The sequence below is a fragment of the Maribacter arcticus genome (genome assembly GCF_900167935.1).
Classification (GTDB): domain Bacteria; phylum Bacteroidota; class Bacteroidia; order Flavobacteriales; family Flavobacteriaceae; genus Maribacter; species Maribacter arcticus.
Genome location: NZ_FUYL01000006.1, coordinates 93,476 through 113,286, shown reverse-complemented (window position 1 = coordinate 113,286; position 19,811 = coordinate 93,476). Strand labels below are relative to the sequence as shown.

The 19,811-nt window shown below is 35.1% G+C and carries 19 protein-coding genes; 9 read left to right on the top strand and 10 right to left on the bottom strand.

The features are described 5' to 3' along the window. Positions 1 to 15 precede the first annotated feature (15 nt). Positions 16 to 741, top strand: a complete 726-nt coding sequence (locus tag B5X55_RS10690; protein ID WP_079512621.1) for a head GIN domain-containing protein — start codon at positions 16 to 18, stop codon at positions 739 to 741. Positions 742 to 779: 38 nt separating this feature from the next. Here B5X55_RS10690 and B5X55_RS10685 read toward each other — a convergent pair whose 3' ends face one another. The 4 genes from B5X55_RS10685 to glgB form a co-directional block, all read right to left on the bottom strand. Beyond that, positions 780 to 2,111, bottom strand: coding sequence for an MFS transporter (locus B5X55_RS10685; protein WP_079512620.1), 1,332 nt, complete (start codon positions 2,109 to 2,111; stop codon positions 780 to 782). A gap of 60 nt (positions 2,112 to 2,171) precedes the next feature. Next, entirely contained in the window at positions 2,172 to 2,981 is an 810-nt protein-coding gene (locus tag B5X55_RS10680) for a M48 family metallopeptidase (RefSeq protein ID WP_079512619.1), read from the bottom strand. Positions 2,982 to 3,017: 36 nt separating this feature from the next. Further along, positions 3,018 to 5,420: a glycoside hydrolase family 31 protein gene (locus B5X55_RS10675; RefSeq protein ID WP_079512618.1), complete on the bottom strand. Its 2,403-nt coding sequence runs from the start codon at positions 5,418 to 5,420 to the stop codon at positions 3,018 to 3,020. 83 nt (positions 5,421 to 5,503) lie between these two features. Further along, positions 5,504 to 7,399, bottom strand: coding sequence for a 1,4-alpha-glucan branching protein GlgB (gene glgB / locus B5X55_RS10670; RefSeq protein ID WP_079512617.1), 1,896 nt, complete (start codon positions 7,397 to 7,399; stop codon positions 5,504 to 5,506). Between the two features lie 177 nt (positions 7,400 to 7,576). On the opposite strand from glgB, the gene B5X55_RS10665 reads away from it, so the two are divergent. The 4 genes from B5X55_RS10665 to B5X55_RS10650 all read left to right on the top strand — a co-directional run bounded on the left by B5X55_RS10665 (position 7,577) and on the right by B5X55_RS10650 (position 10,711). After that, positions 7,577 to 8,149: a hypothetical protein gene (locus tag B5X55_RS10665; RefSeq protein ID WP_079512616.1), complete on the top strand. Its 573-nt coding sequence runs from the start codon at positions 7,577 to 7,579 to the stop codon at positions 8,147 to 8,149. A 162-nt stretch (positions 8,150 to 8,311) separates the two neighbouring features. Continuing rightward, the gene (gene msrB, locus B5X55_RS10660) at positions 8,312 to 8,806 is read left to right on the top strand and encodes a peptide-methionine (R)-S-oxide reductase MsrB (RefSeq protein WP_079512615.1); all 495 of its coding nucleotides are present in this window, start codon (positions 8,312 to 8,314) and stop codon (positions 8,804 to 8,806) included. A gap of 203 nt (positions 8,807 to 9,009) precedes the next feature. Then, positions 9,010 to 10,401 carry a dihydrolipoyl dehydrogenase gene (gene lpdA, locus B5X55_RS10655; protein WP_079512614.1) on the top strand — a complete coding sequence of 464 codons (1,392 nt, stop codon included), beginning with the start codon at positions 9,010 to 9,012 and terminating at the stop codon, positions 10,399 to 10,401. Positions 10,402 to 10,423: 22 nt separating this feature from the next. Beyond that, complete coding sequence (locus B5X55_RS10650; RefSeq protein ID WP_079512613.1) at positions 10,424 to 10,711, top strand: DUF3817 domain-containing protein; 288 nt, start codon at positions 10,424 to 10,426, stop codon at positions 10,709 to 10,711. Between the two features lie 2 nt (positions 10,712 to 10,713). Here the strand turns inward: B5X55_RS10650 and B5X55_RS10645 are convergent, their stop codons facing one another. From B5X55_RS10645 to B5X55_RS10635, 3 genes are all read right to left on the bottom strand, one after another. Beyond that, a complete protein-coding gene (locus B5X55_RS10645; RefSeq protein ID WP_079512612.1) occupies positions 10,714 to 11,871 on the bottom strand; it encodes a PQQ-dependent sugar dehydrogenase in 1,158 nt (385 codons plus the stop codon). Positions 11,872 to 11,936: 65 nt separating this feature from the next. Then, complete coding sequence (gene aroQ / locus B5X55_RS10640) at positions 11,937 to 12,353, bottom strand: type II 3-dehydroquinate dehydratase (protein ID WP_079512611.1); 417 nt, start codon at positions 12,351 to 12,353, stop codon at positions 11,937 to 11,939. 78 nt (positions 12,354 to 12,431) lie between these two features. Further along, positions 12,432 to 12,950 carry an outer membrane beta-barrel protein gene (locus B5X55_RS10635; protein WP_079512778.1) on the bottom strand — a complete coding sequence of 173 codons (519 nt, stop codon included), beginning with the start codon at positions 12,948 to 12,950 and terminating at the stop codon, positions 12,432 to 12,434. Positions 12,951 to 13,373: 423 nt separating this feature from the next. Here B5X55_RS10635 and xerD point away from each other — a divergent pair, with 423 nt between their 5' ends. Further along, positions 13,374 to 14,276: a site-specific tyrosine recombinase XerD gene (xerD, locus tag B5X55_RS10630; protein WP_079512610.1), complete on the top strand. Its 903-nt coding sequence runs from the start codon at positions 13,374 to 13,376 to the stop codon at positions 14,274 to 14,276. A gap of 16 nt (positions 14,277 to 14,292) precedes the next feature. On the opposite strand, the gene B5X55_RS10625 is transcribed toward xerD, so the two are convergent. Both B5X55_RS10625 and B5X55_RS10620 read right to left on the bottom strand, forming a co-directional pair. Continuing rightward, positions 14,293 to 14,532 (bottom strand): hypothetical protein, encoded by a 240-nt coding sequence (locus tag B5X55_RS10625; RefSeq protein WP_143814462.1) that lies wholly within the window; start codon positions 14,530 to 14,532, stop codon positions 14,293 to 14,295. Between the two features lie 371 nt (positions 14,533 to 14,903). After that, positions 14,904 to 16,196, bottom strand: coding sequence for an NAD(P)/FAD-dependent oxidoreductase (locus tag B5X55_RS10620; RefSeq protein ID WP_079512608.1), 1,293 nt, complete (start codon positions 16,194 to 16,196; stop codon positions 14,904 to 14,906). A gap of 100 nt (positions 16,197 to 16,296) precedes the next feature. Here B5X55_RS10620 and B5X55_RS10615 point away from each other — a divergent pair, with 100 nt between their 5' ends. The 3 genes from B5X55_RS10615 (at position 16,297) to B5X55_RS10605 (ending at position 19,000) form a co-directional block, all read left to right on the top strand. Continuing rightward, positions 16,297 to 17,724, top strand: coding sequence for an amidohydrolase (locus B5X55_RS10615; RefSeq protein WP_079512607.1), 1,428 nt, complete (start codon positions 16,297 to 16,299; stop codon positions 17,722 to 17,724). A gap of 126 nt (positions 17,725 to 17,850) precedes the next feature. Further along, the gene (locus tag B5X55_RS10610; protein ID WP_079512606.1) at positions 17,851 to 18,345 is read left to right on the top strand and encodes an RNA polymerase sigma factor; all 495 of its coding nucleotides are present in this window, start codon (positions 17,851 to 17,853) and stop codon (positions 18,343 to 18,345) included. 4 nt (positions 18,346 to 18,349) lie between these two features. Then, positions 18,350 to 19,000 carry a DUF8845 family protein gene (locus tag B5X55_RS10605; RefSeq protein ID WP_079512605.1) on the top strand — a complete coding sequence of 217 codons (651 nt, stop codon included), beginning with the start codon at positions 18,350 to 18,352 and terminating at the stop codon, positions 18,998 to 19,000. On the opposite strand, the gene B5X55_RS10600 is transcribed toward B5X55_RS10605, so the two are convergent. Next, the gene (locus B5X55_RS10600; protein ID WP_079512604.1) at positions 18,997 to 19,803 is read right to left on the bottom strand and encodes a lysophospholipid acyltransferase family protein; all 807 of its coding nucleotides are present in this window, start codon (positions 19,801 to 19,803) and stop codon (positions 18,997 to 18,999) included. The two genes, B5X55_RS10605 and B5X55_RS10600, sit on opposite strands and share 4 nt — an antisense overlap. Positions 19,804 to 19,811 lie beyond the last annotated feature (8 nt).

Here is a 19,811-nt window from a genome sequence, read left to right as displayed (position 1 = left end):
ATTAAAACGAAAAACATGAAAAAATTAAGTGTACTACTATTTACAGGTTTAATCACCCTGTCCTGTTCTGCTCAATGGGGAAAAACTATTAAAGGAAATGGAAACAATGTTACCATAGAAAGAAGCACTGGAGATTATGAAGGAATTGCAGTTTCTGGTTGGTTCGATGTAGATTTAGTTTCAGGAAACGAAGGTGACATTACACTACAGGGCGACGAAAACCTTTTGGAGTATATTATCACAGAGGTTAAAGATGGCAAACTGGTCATTAAAACTGAAAAAGGTGTAAACCTCAAAAGCAGTTCTTGGAAATCTGAAATTCGAATTACCGTTCCGGTTGAATCAATAAGTTCAGTCTCTATGTCGGGCTCAGGAGACATCGTTGGCAAAACAAAAATTAAATCTGATAAATTTAGCACGGCAATGTCCGGCTCAGGAGATATTACTTTAGATATTGAATCAAATTCGTTATCCGCTAGCATGTCTGGGTCTGGTGATATAACCTTGAGTGGTACTACTAAAGATTTTGATGCCACAATTTCTGGTAGTGGTGATATTGAAGCATATAACCTTGAAGCGGACAATGTAAGTGCCACTGTATCGGGATCTGCAGATATTCAAGTAACTGCTAAAAAATCAATTAAGGCACGAGTTTCTGGCTCAGGTGATATTTCATATAGAGGTAATCCTGAGAAAGTGGATACTAAAACATCTGGTTCTGGCGATATTTCTAAAGGATAAAATCAAAATAGCGAACAATCAATTAAAAAAAGCCTCTTTTAAAGGGGCTTTTTTGATTCTTTTACTCTCAACAACAAGAACATCCCAATTAAAAAGAAAAGCCCTAAGAATATAATAGAACTTCTCATACTACCTGTTAACTGAGCCACAATACCATAAAGTAAAGTGCCAATAATGATTCCAATTTTTTCAGCAACATCATAAAAACTAAAAAAGGAGGTTGTATCCTTAGTCTGTGGTAGAAATTTGGAATAGGTTGATCTGGACAATGCTTGAATACCACCCATTACTAAACCAACACAACCTGCGGCAATGTAAAAATCTGTTGGTGTTATTACGAAATATGCATAAATACATATACAAACCCAAAGCGCATTAACCACAATAAGTGTTTTTATATTACCATATTTTTCAGAAGCTTTAGCAGTAACGGTAGCACCTAAAATTGCTACTAACTGTATAACTAAAATGCTAATGATAAGCCCAGTTGTACGTTCCGAGTCAGTACCCCATGCTATTTCTTCTTCCCCAAAATATGTCGCTATCAACATTACGGTTTGTACCGCCATGCTATAAACGAAAAATGCTCCTAGATACCTTTTGAGCTTTACTTGCCCCCCAAGTTGATGCCATACTAATTTAAGCTCCTTAAATCCGTTTAAAACTATATTGGTTCTTCCCCCTTCCTTCTTGTAGCCTTGTGGCAAGTAGTAAAAACTATATTGCGCAAAAAGTATCCACCAAATACCTACAGTCATGAATGAATATTTCATTGCTTTTATTTCCGCTGCACCGGCTTCATCAGTAGTTATACCAAAGAGGTCTGGTTTCATGACCATTGCTAAATTAAATATCAAAAGAATTACACTACCGACATATCCCAAAGAAAAGCCTTTTGCACTTATCGCGTCTTGTTGTTTTGGAAAAGCTACATCTGGCAAATAAGAATTATTGATGGCAAAACTCACCCAAAAGCCTACCAATCCAAAGAAGTAACATGCTAATCCTACATAAATATTTTCCAAGGAAAACCAATAAAGCCCTATACATGAAAGACCACCTAAATAGCAGAAGAACTTCATAAACACTTTTTTGTTTCCTAAATAATCTGCTATCCCAGAAATTAACGGAGTTATGATTGCAATGAAAACGAAAGCCAAAGAAGTGGTGTAACTTATTAACGGAGCTCTTGCAATCTCACCTCCAAAAACTGTAACCTTCTCAATACCTTCAACCCTAAATAGAGCACCATAAAAAATAGGAAATACCGCAGATGAAATTACTAAGCTATATACCGAATTTGCCCAATCATAAAAGGCCCAAGCATTCAATAATTTTTTACTTCCTTTTTCAACTAGTGTTTTCCCCATATATAAAAATAAAAGCCGCTCATTTCTGAACGGCTTCAATATACAATAATGCTTTAAGTTTTATTTAAATTTAGTCACCCCAAATTTTGCAGCCTCAGCAGCGGCATCTGGTGCCCATGCAGTAAGATTATTTATTCTTGTATCGTTAGATGGGTGTGTACTCATAAATTCTGGTGGTGATTCTCCTCCACTATTCGCTTTCATACGCTTCCAAAGCTCTGCAGCTTCATAGGGATCATAGCCCGCTATCGCCATAATCTGCAAACCAATAAGATCCGCTTCTGTTTCATGACCTCTACTAAATGGTAACATTACCCCAACTTGAGACCCAATACCGTATGCCTGATTAAATAAATTGCGTTTCTGCTCATCTTGAATTGCGATATTACCTGCAACTGCTCCTATTTGCTGTAGAGTACCTGCACTCATTCTCTGCGCTCCATGATCCGCTAATGCATGAGCTACTTCGTGGCCCATTACTACTGCTACACCTGTTTCTGACTGTGTAATTGGCAAAATACCTGTATAAAATACAATTTTACCACCTGGCATACACCAAGCATTTACAGTCTCATCATTCACTAAATTATACTCCCACTTATAGTCCTTCAAATAACCCGGATGACCATTAGCAGTTAACCATCGTTCAGCCGCGGAGGAAATTCGTTGCCCTACTCTAGTTATCATTTGAGCTTCGGCGGTACCGGTGACTACCTTATTCTCTGTTAAAAATTGGTCATACTGTGCAAAAGCAGAAGGAAATACTTGACTATTTGGATAAAAATTTAAAGTTTTCTGTCCTGTAAAAGGATTCACCTTACAAGCAGATACCCCTATAAACACAAGTGTTATTAATACTATTTTTTTCATATTCAGTTTTTAAGTTAATGGTAATTAAATACAAAGTTATTCTTTTCCTGACAGATGTAATGATGTAAAGTTTTTGTCAATGCGTAAAATATTATCCCCACCCAGACTTAAACTCTCTAATGCTATTTCTTCATTATCTACCATTACGCTTTCAATCTGGAAAGGCAAACCATGAATATTAAGTTTAATGGTTTCATATTCCGTTTCAAAACTTCCATCTTTAAATAATTGTATTGTCAACGAATTTTCTTTCCCTGTCAATTTATAATTACTTAAGGCATATCTTCCCTTCTTATAATCATAACCATTGTTTGCATCTTCATATACTTCTGAAGCTTCTACCCCTTCTTTATAATAAACCTCTAACAACAATTCTTCAATTTTCTTTTCACCAACATATTGCTGAATTGGATATTTAGGAATTATAGCTCCTGCCTTTATAAAAATTGGTAATTTATCTAAACCGGCTGCAACCCATTTTTCTTTGCCTCCTATTACTGACTCATGGGTCCAAAAATCATACCATTCTCCTTTAGGAATGTACATTCTACGCCCTTGAGCATTTGGCTCTTGTATAGGACAAACTAATATTTTTTCACCAAAAATAAATTCATCTGTTCTAAAATGGGTTTGGGTATCTTCTTGATCATAATACACCAATGACTGTATCATTGGCCTATTCTCTTTAGTATATTTATAAAACATGGTATATAAATAAGGTAAAAGTTGATACCTTATTTCTATAAACTTTCGAACAATATCTGTAATTTCTATACCAAAAGACCAAGGTTCTTGATCGCCGTGATCCCCACTTGAATGAACTCTACAGAATGGATGAAAAATCCCTAATTGTATCCACCTTGCAAACAACTCGCCATCTGGTTGTTCTGCAAATCCACCAATATCAGAACCCACAAAGGAGTACCCACTTAAACACATGCGCTGCATTTGTACGTTTGCTATCCATAAATGTTCCCATGTGGCAACATTATCTCCTGTCCAAGTAGAAGCATATCTTTGGGTACCGGCAAATGCCGCTCTTGTTATCACAAAAGGCCTTTTTGGATACACATACTTTTTAACACCTTCATAAGTTGCCCTAACCATTTGCATACCATAAACATTATGGGCTTTTCTATGCGTACATGGGTGACCATCATAATTATGCCTTGTATCTAATGGCGCCGTTTTTGTAGGCACTTCCATTACTGCGGGCTCGTTCATATCATTCCAAACAGCATGAACACCTAATTCAGACATAAATTCTTTATACAACTCGGCCCACCATTCTCGTACTGCAGGATTTGTAAAATCAGGAAAATTACATTCTCCTGGCCAAACCTTACCATGCATTAAAGGACCATCTCCTCTTTTACAGAAGTAATCGTTTTCTAAAGCTTCATTATATACCCAATAATCACGATCCACCTTAATACCTGGATCAATCATTATCACGGTTTTAAACCCGTCTTGCTCGAGTTCCTGTATCATTCTCTTAGGATCAGGGAAATGATTCTTGTCCCAAGTGAAACATCTAAAACCGTCCATGTAATCTATATCTAGATATATGGCATCGCAAGGTATTTTTAGATTACGAAATTCGTTCGCAACTTCTTTTACATTACTCTCTGGGTAATAGCTCCATTTAGATTGATGAAAGCCTAGTGCCCACATTGGTGGTAGTTCTGGTGTACCAGTCAGATTAGAATAAGAACTAACTACCCTTGACATATCTGGACCAAAAATAAAATAGTAATTTAATTCACCCCCATCAGCCCAAAAACTAGTAATATTTCTACGTTCTTGTGAAAAATCAAAACTCGTTTTAAAACTATTATCAAAAAAGATTCCGTAAGCCTTACCCTTACTTAACCCAATATAAAAAGGTATCGCCTTATATAATGGATCTTGCTCTTTTGCAAATGCAAATTGGTCGGTTACCCAATTTTCAACTTTTTTACCTTTAAGGTTACTATGCATTGCTTTATCGCCCATGCCGTAAAAGCTTTCACCAATTTGAGAAATCTTACTCATTTTAACGGTGTTTCCACCGTACTCATAGTTCTCTTCCCAATGAAAACCCAGCTCATCTTCATTTATAATATTACCTGCTAAATCTGAAATTTGGGTTCTAAGCGTTTTCTTATCTACCAAAACACTTAGTCTCGCAGTAGATATTATATACTCTGAATGGTTCTCAACAACTTCTAACTTACTATAACCCATCGTACTATCGGGGTCAATAGCGTAAGAGAAATCTGGTTCGAAATTGTAGTTTGTAGCATATCTAAAACGAATTACACTACCCCGAAGAATTGTAATCTGTAGAACGACACCGTTCTCAGTTGTGAAATACAACTTATCTGTATCTTGTGTAAACTCGACTATATGGTTAGGGTATAAATTACCTTTATATTCAAGCTCTGTGTTTGTTATCATTAAAATATAATTAAAGAGATGTCTTTAAATACCAAAAAAAATAATCATAAAATGTTTACGGTGAACCGTTTATATTAAAATTACTACCCTAAAATTACAATACCTAATGGTGGAATTGTAATTTCAATTGATTTTTTGTATCCATGAGAGGCCTTAGTTGAAACTTTGATAACTTTATTCAAATTACCGCCACCACCATATTTAACATCATCACTATTTAAAATCTCTTTGATTTTACCTTTTTTAGGCATGCCTATTCGGTAATTTTCTCGCAAAATTGGTGTGAAATTGCAAACTACTATTAAATCATTTTCTTCATCATGACCTTTACGTACATAGGCTAGAACTGAATTTTCATGATCACTGTAATCTATCCATTGAAAACCTTCTGAGCTAAATTGCTTTTCGTACATCGCAGGAGAACTTTTGTACAGATGATTCAAATCTTTAACAAAATCCTGAATTCCAGCATGACCTTCATATTGTAACAAATGCCAATCTAAACTTTGTTCAAAATTCCATTCTGCGGTTTGCCCAAACTCACCACCCATAAACATAAGTTTTGTACCAGGGTGAGTAAACATGTACCCAAAAAGAAGCCTTAAGTTAGCAAAGCGCTGCCATTCATCGCCTGGCATTCTATATACCAAAGATTGCTTACCATATACCACTTCATCATGTGAAAATGGTAGCATAAAATGCTCTGTAAAAGCATAGGTCATACTAAAGGTAAGGTCGTTTTGATGGTGTCTTCTATAAATTGGTTCTTTTTGAAAAAACTGTAGTGTATCGTGCATCCAACCCATCATCCATTTCATTCCAAATCCTAAACCACCGTGTTCCACTGGTTTTGAAACACCAGAAAATGCCGTAGATTCTTCAGCAATTGTCTGTACGCCTTCGAAATTTGAATATACAGCTTCATTCAATTCACGAATAAATGATATCGCTTCTAGATTTTCGTTGTTACCATATATATTTGGATCCCATTCCCCTTCTTCTCTTGAATAATCGAGATATAACATAGAAGCAACTGCATCTACACGCAGCCCATCTACATGATATTGATCCAACCAAAAAAGTGCATTACTAATTAAGAAGGCTCGAACTTCGTTTCTTCCATAATTAAAAATTAAGCTTTTCCAATCTGTATGGTACCCTTTTTTTCTATCTGGATGTTCATATAAATTTGAGCCATCAAAGAAACCAAGACCATGTGCATCTTCTGGAAAATGTGAAGGAACCCAATCTAAAATAACTCCTATATCGTTCTGATGAAATGTATCTACCAATAATTTAAATTCTTCTGGTGTGCCAAATCTTGAAGTAGGTGCAAAATAACCTGTTAATTGATACCCCCAAGATGGATCATAAGGGTACTCCATAATAGGCATAAACTCTATATGGGTATACCCCATATCCTTAACATAAGCAACAAGATCTTCTGCCAACTCGGTGTAGGTCAAAAACTTATTACCTGCGTTCTTTTTCCAAGAGCCTAAATGAACTTCATAAACAGAGTACGGCTTATCTAAACCATTTTTCTCTTTTCTATAGCTCATCCAATCCTTATCCTTCCACTTGTGGTCAGCTGTCCATATTATTGACGCTGTATTAGGTGGGTGTTCGCAAAATCTCGCAAAAGGATCTGCCTTTTCTGTCCAAATATCATTGTTGTTAGACTGAATCTTATATTTGTATACTTCACCTTTTCCTACATTCGGAATAAATCCTTCCCATATACCACTTGCATCCCAACGAACATTTAACTTGTGTTCATCTGCATTCCAAGCATTAAAATTTCCAATGACAGATACAGATTTAGCACTAGGTGCCCAAACTGAAAAATAGGTTCCTCTAACACCATCTACTTCAATTATATGGGAACCAAGCTTTTCATAAAGGCGATAATGTTTGCCACTTTTAAAAAGGTTAATATCAAATTCAGTAAATAAAGAGTGAACTATTACGTTAGACATATTATCTTTTAATTATTTGGGTAAAGCTAATCATCTTAGAAAGACGGTCGACAATGATTGTTTTTTGTTAAAATTATAGCAGTTAATATCCGATTTATAAATTGAATTACCAAAAATGGAACGCTTTTTGAATGTAAGAATAAAATATTTATACAAAAATTCAATAATAATACTAATATGAAAAAACTGAACTTATTTTTAGGAGCACTAGTAGCTATATTTTTTATTTCATGTGAAGGACCACAAGGACCTGCAGGTTATGATGGTTATGATGGTTTTGACGGAATTGATGGTGCCAATGGGCAGGATGGAATTAACATCTTGGGAAAAGTGATGGATATTGAAGGTTCTTTTACCCTTGAAAATGATTACGCTATCTTTTATGAATTCCCTCAGAATGTAGAAGTCTTTGAAACAGATGTAGTTTTAGTGTATTTGTTGTGGGATGAAACCGTAGATGGAAATGGTGATTTAGTTGATATTTGGAGATTAATGCCTCAAACAAGAATTATAGACCAAGGCTTATTACAATATAATTTTGATTATACTTTCTTTGATGTAAATATTTTCTTAGAATCAGATTTTGACTTAAGTACTTTACCTGCAGGCGACACCGACAATCAAGTGTTTAGAATTGCTGTTTTACCAGCAGAATCAACAACTGGCAAATTAGACACTTCTGATATTAATTCGGTTATGGCGCATTTAGGAGTGAAAGAAGAGAATATTCAAAAAATAAAATTAGATTAGTTTTTAGAAACTTTACTTATAGCATCTAAAGTCTTTGGTTAAACCTAAAGACTTTTTTTATTTCTATATATTTTTTTTTTAAAACCTTAACTTTAAAAGTTACATAAATACAATAACTTGAAAGGTCTTTAAAAGATTTACGACAGATTAAAAAAATTGAAAATGAAAATCAAAATTGGAATAGCGCTATTAGTCCTTTTTGCTAGTTGCAAAGGCACATCGCAAGAAAAAGAAATGGCCACTGATACAAAGGTGGAAAACACAAAAGAATTTTCAGTTCAGAAAACAAATGCTGAGTGGAAAAAGGAATTGACCGATGCTGAATATTATGTTTTGCGTGAAGCTGCAACAGAAAACCCATTTTCTAGTGAATTATTGAAGATTAAAAAGAAGGGCACTTATGTTTGCGCTGCCTGCGCCACTCCCCTTTTTAAAAGCCAAACCAAATTTGATTCTGGTACGGGTTGGCCAAGTTTTTATCAAGAAATTGAAGGTAATGTAGGCTACGAAATTGATAACACTTACGGCGTAAGAACAGAGGAACACTGCGCCACCTGTGGCGGACATTTAGGCCACGTTTTTGAAGATGGCCCAGAACCTACGGGTTTACGTCACTGTATTAATGGGGTTGCATTAAAATTTGTGCCTGCTGAATAATCTACTCTATTTTAAACTTAAATAAAGAGGCCTTTTTGGGCCTCTTTATTGTATATTAAGTAATTACGATACCTCGTTTTTAGAAAATTGAATTTTCAAAATATCACAATAAGAAATTAAAGGTCATATTTTAAAATCCTATTCTCAATTTCGATTTGGTTTTGTACTTTTGCACCTCATTTCAAACATCAAAAAAACAGAATATGAGCAGTTTCGACATTATTGTTTTAGGTAGTGGTCCAGGAGGATATGTAACCGCTATCAGGGCTTCACAATTAGGTTTTAAGACCGCTATTATTGAAAAAGAAAGTCTTGGAGGCGTTTGTTTAAATTGGGGCTGTATCCCAACTAAAGCTTTATTGAAATCTGCGCAAGTATTTGAATACCTGAAACATGCAGATGATTACGGATTAAAGGTTGAAGGTGTTGACAAGGATTTTAATGCTGTTGTAAAAAGAAGCCGTGGCGTTGCCGACGGAATGAGCAAAGGTGTTCAGTTCTTAATGAAGAAGAACAAAATTGAAGTTATAAAAGGTTATGGTACACTAAAAGCTGGCAAGAAAGTTTCGGTTAAAGCTGAAGATGGTACTGTTACAGAATATAGCGCTAACAATATTATTATTGCAACTGGTGCTCGAAGTCGTGAATTACCAAGTTTACCACAAGATGGTAAGAAAATTATAGGATACCGTGAAGCAATGACCTTAGACAAGCAACCTAAGAAAATGATTGTTGTAGGTAGTGGAGCTATCGGTATAGAATTCGCTTACTTCTATAATTCTATGGGTACTGATGTAACAGTAGTAGAATATTTACCAAATATTGTACCTGTTGAAGATGAAGATGTTTCTAAACAATTAGAGAGAAGCTTTAAAAAAGCAGGAGTTAAAATAATGACCTCTGCAGAGGTTATTTCTGTTGACACTTCTGGAGACGGAGTAAAAGCGACAGTAAAAACCGCTAAAGGCGAACAAATTCTAGAAGCTGATATTGTATTGTCTGCAGTTGGTATCAAAACCAATATTGAAAATATAGGTTTAGAAGAGGTTGGTATTGCTACAGATCGTGATAAAATTTTGGTAAATGATTATTACCAAACAAATATACCTGGCTATTATGCCATAGGTGATGTAACACCGGGGCAAGCTCTTGCTCACGTAGCTTCAGCAGAGGGTATTCTTTGTGTTGAGAAATTAGCAAATATGCATGTTGAGCCATTAGATTATGGCAATATACCTGGTTGTACCTATTGCTCTCCTGAAATTGCTTCTGTTGGTTTGACAGAAAAGCAAGCAAGAGATAAGGGTATTGATATTAAGGTTGGTAAATTCCCATTCTCTGCAAGTGGTAAAGCACAAGCATCTGGTGCTTCTGACGGATTCGTTAAAGTTATATTTGATGCCAAGTATGGCGAATGGTTAGGTTGCCATATGATTGGTGCTGGTGTAACTGATATGATTGCTGAGGCAGTTTTAGGACGTAAACTTGAAACTACAGGTCATGAGGTATTAAAAGCAGTTCACCCGCACCCAACTATGAGTGAGGCAGTTATGGAAGCGGTTGCAGCTGCATACGACGAAGTAATTCATTTATAATCATTTTTAATAAACAAATAGCATGTTAAAATTATTTCGAGCAACGGCAATTTTAGAAGGAATCTCCTATTTGGCGTTGTTCGGAATAACCATGCCATTGAAATACTGGGCAGAAATACCCGGACCGAATAAATTAGTTGGCTACGCTCATGGCGCACTATTTATTGCTTTTATAACACTTACAATTTTAGTTGGCTATGAAAAAAAATGGGGCATAAAGAAGCTACTCATTTTTGGAGCAGCCTCTCTTCTACCCTTTGCCACTTTCTATGTTGAGGAAAAATATTTAAGACCCGAAAAAGTAGATTAATCTTACTCTGCAGAACTGAACTTATAAATTTTACCGTCAAAACTACACAGGTATAACTCCTTATTTTCATCTATCCCAAAAGAAGAAATATTTAAGCCAGTTTCTAAAAATAACTTATTATTTCCGGCTTGATCTAACGCCCATATTCTACCTGAAATAAAATCGCCATAAATGTAATACCCTTTTAAATTCGGTAATTCATTTCCACGGTAAACATATCCACCGGTAACCGATTTATCATTATTGCTATGGCCATATTCATAAAGTGGAGCAATTAAGTCTGTAGCATCACATTCTGTTTCTTGGTAACAAGAAGTACCTTCAAGAATATTCCAACCATAATTTCCACCTTTTACTATAAGGTCTATTTCTTCTAACTCATCTTGACCTACATCGGCAGTCCAAATTGTATTAGTTTGATTATCAAAACTAAATCGCCATGGATTTCTTAGTCCGTATGCATAAATTTCACCTCTAGCATTTTCATTCTCCACAAATGGGTTGTCAGTCGGTATTGCATAATTTAAACCAGAATCTTGATTGTTGACGTCAATCCTTAAAATTTTCCCTAACAGTGTTTCTAAGTTTTGGGCATTCCCGTCAGGGTCACCCGTACCGCCACCATCACCTGAAGCAATGTATAAATATCCATCAGGACCAAAAGCCAATTGACCCCCATTATGATTAGTTTCTGGTTGGGCTATTTCCAATAAAATAGTTTCGCTTGACTCTTCTACAAAATTAGCGTCCGTTTCGGATACTTTAAAACGAGAAACCACCGCTAAACTCTCACTCGGTGTATAGGTAACATAAAGAAAACCATTGGTTTTATAATCTGGATGAAAGGCAAACCCTAATAGGCCCAATTCACTTGCCGTGGCTGTTTTATTTGAAATATCCAAAAATGTAGAGATTACTTCTGTAGCGTCTATGTTATCAAAAGACTTTATAACACCTCCTTTTTCTGCAACGAATATTCTGTTAGTTCCGTCTTGAGGGAACTGTAGATCTAATGGTTTTGAAAAAGTTAAACTAGAAAAAGCATTACTAAGAGAAATTGAATCATCAATAATGGGAGTGAGTGTTAAATCTTCTTTATCACTGCACGATGTAATTATAAATGAAGATATGGTCAAAAGTACTAGGCCAATTCCTTTCATAGTTATAGATTTTACAACTATTTACGAATTAAGCTAGTCAACCAGATGTTAAAGGTTTCTTGTATTTACAATAAAAAACTTTCGATGGCTAAATCGTAACTTTTAAGTCCGAAGCCAAGAATAACACCACTTGCGGCAGCAGAAATGTGAGAAACATGCCTAAATTCTTCGCGCTTATGGGTATTTGAAATATGTACCTCCACTACAGGAGTCTTTACAGCCTTTACTGCATCGCCTATACCAACAGAGGTGTGCGTGTATGCCGCGGCATTTAATACTATACCGTCATAGGTAAAACCTGTTTCCTGAATTTTTGAAATTAGCTCTCCTTCGATATTAGATTGAAAGTACTCTAAATCAACATCTTTAAATTTGATTTGAAGTTTTGAAAAGTAATCTTCAAATGTTTCAGCTCCGTACACATCTGGCTCCCTTTTCCCTAATAAATTTAAATTAGGGCCATTAATTATGATAATCTTCATGTATCAAAAGTAACAAATGTTGATTAACAAATTGATAAGAAATTATAGAAGTACATTTACTTTACCTTCGATTTGGCCTTATCGGCGAGTTCTATACTTCGGCTCAAAATTATACACAATACCAAGAGTTAAAGTAGACCAAGTAGCCTCGTCTAATTCAATACCTGTATAAGAAAAATTGATCTCTACACTAGAACTCATTAAATAAGCAATCGTTGGTCTGTAATACAAACCACCATCATTACCCTCACTAACACCTAAAGCCCAACCTACATTACCACCGAATGAGAAATCATTTGATGTCCAAATACGCACGCCTGCTGATAAAGGTGCAAACTGAACTGGTTTTAAATCTGCGCGTACAATATTAGATTGAAATGTTTCTGCGAAACCATGGATAAAACCTACTGCGGGTCCTATGTCTACTACTTCACCTAAAGGATACATGTATGAAACATCAACACCAACTACAACGCTAAGAGCTTCATTAAAATCATTAAAAGGTAGACCTGCTTGAATACCCATCTTAAAACCTTCTTGAGCGAAAATCTGGCTAGTAAAAATGGTCATAACTAGTAATAACAAGATTTTTTTCATGTTTAATTGTATAATTTTCATTAACATAGAACGTATTGAAACAGCAAATAGTATACAACAAAAGGGCATAAAAAGGGGGGGCATAGTTCCCCTTTTACATTTGAAAGACTTTAATACTTATTCAATTACATATCAAATATCTAGACCAAAAGCCCCAACTTTATTCCCTAAATACTCTTAGACGGATAAAAGGTCTCCAATCGAAATAAAAAGCTAATGGAACATTATTTATTTTTTAATCAAGGCCAGCAATAGGTCTAAGCGCTACCTCTACTCCAAAACCATCACCTATTAATAAAATTGATTGTTACATTTAATTTGAGTAGATATAAAAATTAGTGATAAATGTTCATACACCAAAGAACCAGTATTTCATACCATTTATACTTTACTTTTAAATAATGTAATATCTATCTTTAAACCATGAATTGGCAACATGCACTGAAAGATTATACCGTTTATTTAAAACTAGAACGTGGACTATCAAAAAATTCTATACAAAGCTATACTCGAGATATTGAGAAACTTATGAACTTCTTAAATTCACATTCGATATCTGTCAACCCTATTCAAATAGAAAAAGATACCGTTCAGCAATTTATATATGAAATTGCCAAAGTGATTAACCCCAGATCGCAGGCACGAATTATATCTGGACTTAAGAGTTTTTTTAACTATTTAATTTTTGAGGATTATAGAAAAGACAACCCATTAGATTTAATCGAGTCCCCCAAAATAGGACGGAAATTACCCGACACTCTTTCTGAAAACGAAATAGATAAATTAATACAAGCTATCGATTTAAGCTCGAATGAAGGGGAACGTAATCGTGCTATGCTAGAAACTTTGTACGGTTGCGGTTTACGAGTTTCTGAACTTATTGACTTGAAAATATCTGACCTTTTTTTCGAAGAAGATTTTATAAAAGTAACTGGTAAAGGAGACAAACAACGATTTGTACCCATCAGCTCTGTCAATAAAAAGTATATTAATATCTATAGAAATGAGATTAGGGTTCACTTAAATATTCAAGAAGGATTTCAAGATATTCTATTTTTAAATAGAAGAGGAAAACAATTAACAAGGGCCATGATTTTCACCATCGTAAAGAATTTGGCTGTTACAATTGGTCTACAAAAAAATATTAGTCCGCATACTTTTAGGCATTCGTTTGCAACACATTTATTAGAAAATGGAGCTGATTTACGTGCTATTCAGCAAATGCTAGGCCACGAAAGTATAACTACAACAGAAATTTATATGCATGTAGACCGTTCACATTTAGCAGAGGTGATGAATAATTTTCATCCAAGAAAAAGCAATTAAAATTTAAGCTTACTTCCTATATAGTATAAACTACTAGCATTTCAATTAAAATTTCGCCAAAAATACCAATACTAGAGTTATTCAATTGAACATTACTTTTTACCCCTATCATAAAATTTTCGCTAATAGGATAACCTACACTGGCTACAAAACCAAGTCGATAAGTACTTGAAACATTATCATAATTTGCTGTTTCAGCTTTCACCTCCATTCCTGAGAACAAATACAATTTATCATTTAAGTAAATTTTACCCACCAAATTCGTTCTAAATCTTTCGGTCAATAAATAAGTATCATTAACCCCCTAAAGTTCTATCTGCGTAGCTTTTGACATTACATATCCAACTATAAAGGACTTATGATTTTCATCTTTTTAAAAATACAGGATATGTATGCCCAAATATTGATAATCCGATTAATGATGATGGTAATGCTGTGGGTAATTCTTCAACTGTTTGCCCTTTGATAGAGAAAGTACATAAGAATACAAAGTTAACAACCAATATTTTAACAGGACGGAAACTTATTCTAGAAAATAATTCCTACAAAATATATTTTAAAAATCATGAATCAAAAAATACTTAGCAAGACTCTAACTGCCAGATATTTATATACAAACAATTCGCTCTAATCCTTAAACTGACTGTAATCTCTTTTAAATGGTCTTATTATTAGACGGGCCTCTCGGTCAAATTTTATGTAGTTATATACCCAATTAATGAATACGACGGTTCTATTTCTAAATCCGATTATAAAAAACAAGTGAACGAACATCCAAACAAACCAGGCAAAGACGCCTTGAAAACGATATCCTTTTATATCACAAACGGCTTTATTTCGACCAATTGTCGCCATACTTCCTTTGTCTTTGTATTCAAATGGTTTCATCGATTTATGTGCCAGTAACCGCTCTAAGTTCTCCCCTAATAGTTTACCTTGCTGTATTGCAGGCTGCGCTACCATTGGATGCCCACGAGGATTATCTTCCGTTACCATACAAGCAATATCACCTATGGCAAAAATATCAGGGTGGCCTTTAACTTGATTAAACTCGTTAACATTAATTCTATTACCGCCTGCTAATACGTCTGCTGCATCTAAACCTTTAATACCTGCACCTTTTACCCCTGCAGCCCAAACTACAGTAGCAGTTTCGAAAACCAAATCGGTTTTTGTGGTAACTGTTTTACCATTGTAACCAGTTACCCTAACTCCTTTCCAAACTTGAACTCCTAATTCCTCTAAAAAATCTTCCGCCTTTTTTGAAGCCTGAGCACTAAAACCAGGTAAAAGACAATCACCTCCTTGTACGATATTAATTTGTGCTCTTCTGGTATCTAAATCTGGATAATCTTTAGGCAGAATACCCTTTTTTATCTCAGCCAAAGCACCAGATAGCTCTACCCCTGTAGGGCCACCACCAACAATAACAAAATTCATTAACGCATCTCGCTCATGATAGTCATCGGTTAAAAGTGCTTGCTCAAAATTTTCAAGAATTAAACTTCTAAGATTAAGCGATTGCGGTATGGATTTCATCGCCATGGCATTCTTTTCAATCTCTTCATTTCCAAAGAAATTGGTTTCAGAGCCAGTAGCTACAACCAAGTAATCGTATGAAAGATCACCTATATTGGTATTGATTTTCTTTTTTTGTGGATCAACATTATCGACCTCTGCTAAACGAAAATAAAAATTATCATATCCGATTAAAACCTTTCGTAAGGGGTATGCAATAGAATCTGGTTCAAGACCACCTGTAGAAACTTGGTATAATAAGGGTTGAAAAGTATGGTAATTATTCTTGTCTATGAGAACGACTTGTACTTCTTTTTTACTTAGTCTTTTGGCTAAAGAAACTCCGCCAAACCCACCACCTATAATTACAATTCTAGGATAGCTTGAAAGTGGTATGTTCATAATGTATTACTTAATTGCAAAACTAAACAAATGCCCTTCTACTTTAAAATAATATTCTGTTTTTAGTATATTTAAGGTCTAACTACAAACAACTCGTAAAATGCAAAAAACCTTATTATTATTGGCAGTATTAAGTACTTCCTTTTTTTCAATTCAAGCTCAAAAGAGTGAAAAAGAAATTCTTAAAAATCTAGAGCAAAAAAGCGAAGATTATGGAAATATAGCCCAGAACATTTGGGAATTCGCAGAAATGGGCTACCAAGAAGAGCAAAGTTCTGGCCTATTACAAAAGACATTACAAGATGCTGGTTTTGCCCTTAAAAAAGGAGTTGCAGGTATACCAACTGCTTTCATCGCAGAATATGGTAGTGGAAGTCCTGTTATTGCTATTATGGGTGAATTTGATGCACTACCTGGCCTGTCTCAAAAAGCTATTGCTGATAAAGAATCGGCAGGTAAAGCTGCAGGTCATGCTTGCGGGCATCACCTATTCGGCACAGCTTCAACTGCTGCAGCTATTTCAACTAAAGAATGGTTAGCTGCAAACAAAATGCAAGGAACCATTCGTTTTTACGGAACGCCTGCCGAGGAAGGTGGCTCAGGTAAAGTATATATGGTTCGCGAAGGTCTTTTTAACGATGTAGATATTGCCCTTCACTGGCATCCTGGAGACGAAAACGAAGCAAATGCTGGTGCAGCATTGGCGAATAAATCTGCTAAATTTAGATTTCATGGTGTTTCTGCACATGCTGCTGCATCACCTGATAAAGGGCGTTCTGCATTGGATGGTGTAGAGGCAATGAACATGATGATAAATATGATGCGTGAGCATATACCACAAGAGGCTAGAATTCACTATGTAATTACAGATGGAGGAAAAGCACCTAACGTGGTGCCAGATTTTGCAGAAGTTTATTACTATGCCCGCCACAATAGACGTGATGTAGTTATCGATATTTTTGATCGAATGGTAAAAGCTGCAGAAGGTGCTGCTTTAGGTACAGGTACAACTATGGATTATGAAATGATAGGCGGTACGCATGAGTTGCTCCCTAACCTTACCCTACAAAAAGTAGTGTACGACAATTTAACTGAAGTTGGTGGAATGGATTATACTCCTCAAGAAATGGTGTTTGCTGATAAAATCGCAAAATCTTTAGGTCAAGAAAAAGCAGATCTAGCCACTGCAAAAAATGTACAACCATACAAAACAGAAGGAAAAGCAGGTGGATCAACTGATGTTGGTGATGTAAGCTTCACTGTACCAACCGTAGGTTTTAGCACCGCTACCTGGGTGCCGGGAACATCGGCTCATAGCTGGCAAGCCGTTGCTGCTGGTGGAACATCGATTGGTAGAAAAGGTATGATGGTAGCAGCAAAAACTTTAACAAAGACTGCAATTGATTTGTTCAAGGACAAAAAATTGGTAGAATCTGCTAAAATTGAATTTTTGGAGCAAAGAGGTGCTGATTTTAAATATATTCCTCTTTTAGGTGATAGAGCACCTGCATTAGATTATAGAAATTAGATTTCCAATATTATAGTTGAGAAAAAGTGCCGAGGTTTCCTTGAGCACTTTTTTTATTTATTTTAAGATTCATTGTAACAAACGAAACTTTTACATGACTAACTATATAAGAACAACCAACCAACAGTGAACAAAGAACTTGAACACAAATTTGTGACCGAGCTACAGGACAATCAAAACATTGTTCATAAAGTGTGTACGCTGTATACAAACGACCGCGACTCTCACAACGATTTGTTTCAAGAAATTACCATACAACTATGGAAAGCATACCCCAAATTTAGAGGTGATGCAAAATTTAGTACATGGATGTATCGTGTAGCTTTAAATACAGCAATCACCTTGTATCGAAAGCACAAAAGAAGGATTGATACCGCAGATTATGAATCTATAATTTTTAAGATAAAAGCGGATGAGTATGATGAAACAGAAGAAGTACAATTAAAATTGATGTATAAGGCAGTTAAACAACTAGGTGATATTGATAAAGCCTTGGTCTTTTTATATCTAGAGGATAAAAACTATACCGAGATTTCAGAAACATTGGGTATAACAGAAGTAAATGCACGCGTGAAGATGAACCGTATCAAAACAAAATTAAGAACCATTTTGAATCCATAAGCGTATGACGGATGAACTGGAATTATTAAAGAAAGACTGGCAAAAAAAGGAATTTAATATTCCTAAATTGAGCTATGAGGATATTCATAAAATGATATGGAAGAAATCTTCTTCTATAGTGAAATGGATACTTATCATTAGTATATTAGAATTTACACTACCACATTTATTATACCTTTTACCTTCAATGCAAGAGGGTATGGAGGTTTACAAAAAGATTGGGGTTTCCAAATATCTCTTTATTCTTTCTATATTAACGTATGCAGTTGCATTTTACTTTATTTTTCAGTTTTATCAAAGATTTAAAGAAATTTCAGTACTCGATAATTCTAAAAATTTAATGCGTAAAATTATTAAAACACGAAGAACAGTTAAACACTATGTTATTTTCTCATTATCGATGATTATGGTTACTATAATCATAATGATCATAGGTGTTTATTTAAGTGATAATATTACCCTAGCTTTTCCTGAATTAAAAGAAGGGCTCAAAAACATATCCCCAGAAAAATTAAAGATAACCGTAATGCTCTCAATGGGTATTTTTGGAATAATACTAACCTTGTTTATGGGAGGTATTTATTTCCTATTATACGGTCTATTACTAAGAAAACTAAAGAAGAATTATAGTGAGTTGAGACAATTGGAATTTTAAGATTTTTTCCATTTACGTTTCTTATTCTCCTCTTCGTATGCTAATAAGTCTTGTTTAGAAATCACCTTTAGAAAAGAAGGGTGCTGTTCAATAGCGTACTCTAGTTTTTCTATGATAGCCTCAAAAGATTCGTTCTCATAATCAATTTCCAAGGGTTCTTTAATAACCATGGATTGTAAAATTCCCTTTTTCTTAATGCGAAGGCCTTTTTTATCAAAGGAACGTCTAAATCCGTCTATTACTACCGGCACAACAACAGGTTTATATTTTTTAATAATATGGGCGGTTCCTTTACGTAATGGCTTCCAAGGTGTAGTTGTACCTTGAGGAAAAGTAATTACCCAACCGTCATTCAAAGCTTTACCGATGCTAGAAATATCGCTCATCTTCACCTGCCGCTTCACATCTTGCCCTTCTGCACGCCAAGTTCTCTCGACACTTACTGAACCTGCATAGGCCATAATCTTAGTCAAAAGACTTTTCTTCATCGTCTCAGCGGCAGCCACATAGTACATGTTTAGTTTGGGCTGCCATATATACCCTAAGTTTTTTATTGAATCTTCACGACCACTCAAACTTGCATTGAATACATGAAACATTGCCACCACATCAGCAAAATATGTTTGATGGTTACTAACAAATAGTACATTTCTATCAGGCAAATTTCTTATAACATCAGATCCTTCTATCTCTAATGTATTAAAACGCTTATAGCGTTGATGCGAAAGCAACGCTAGAATACGAATCAGCCATTTTTTTAAAAATAAATTATGCCCAAAAGGGTTTGTCTTAAATAATCCCATAGAATGCT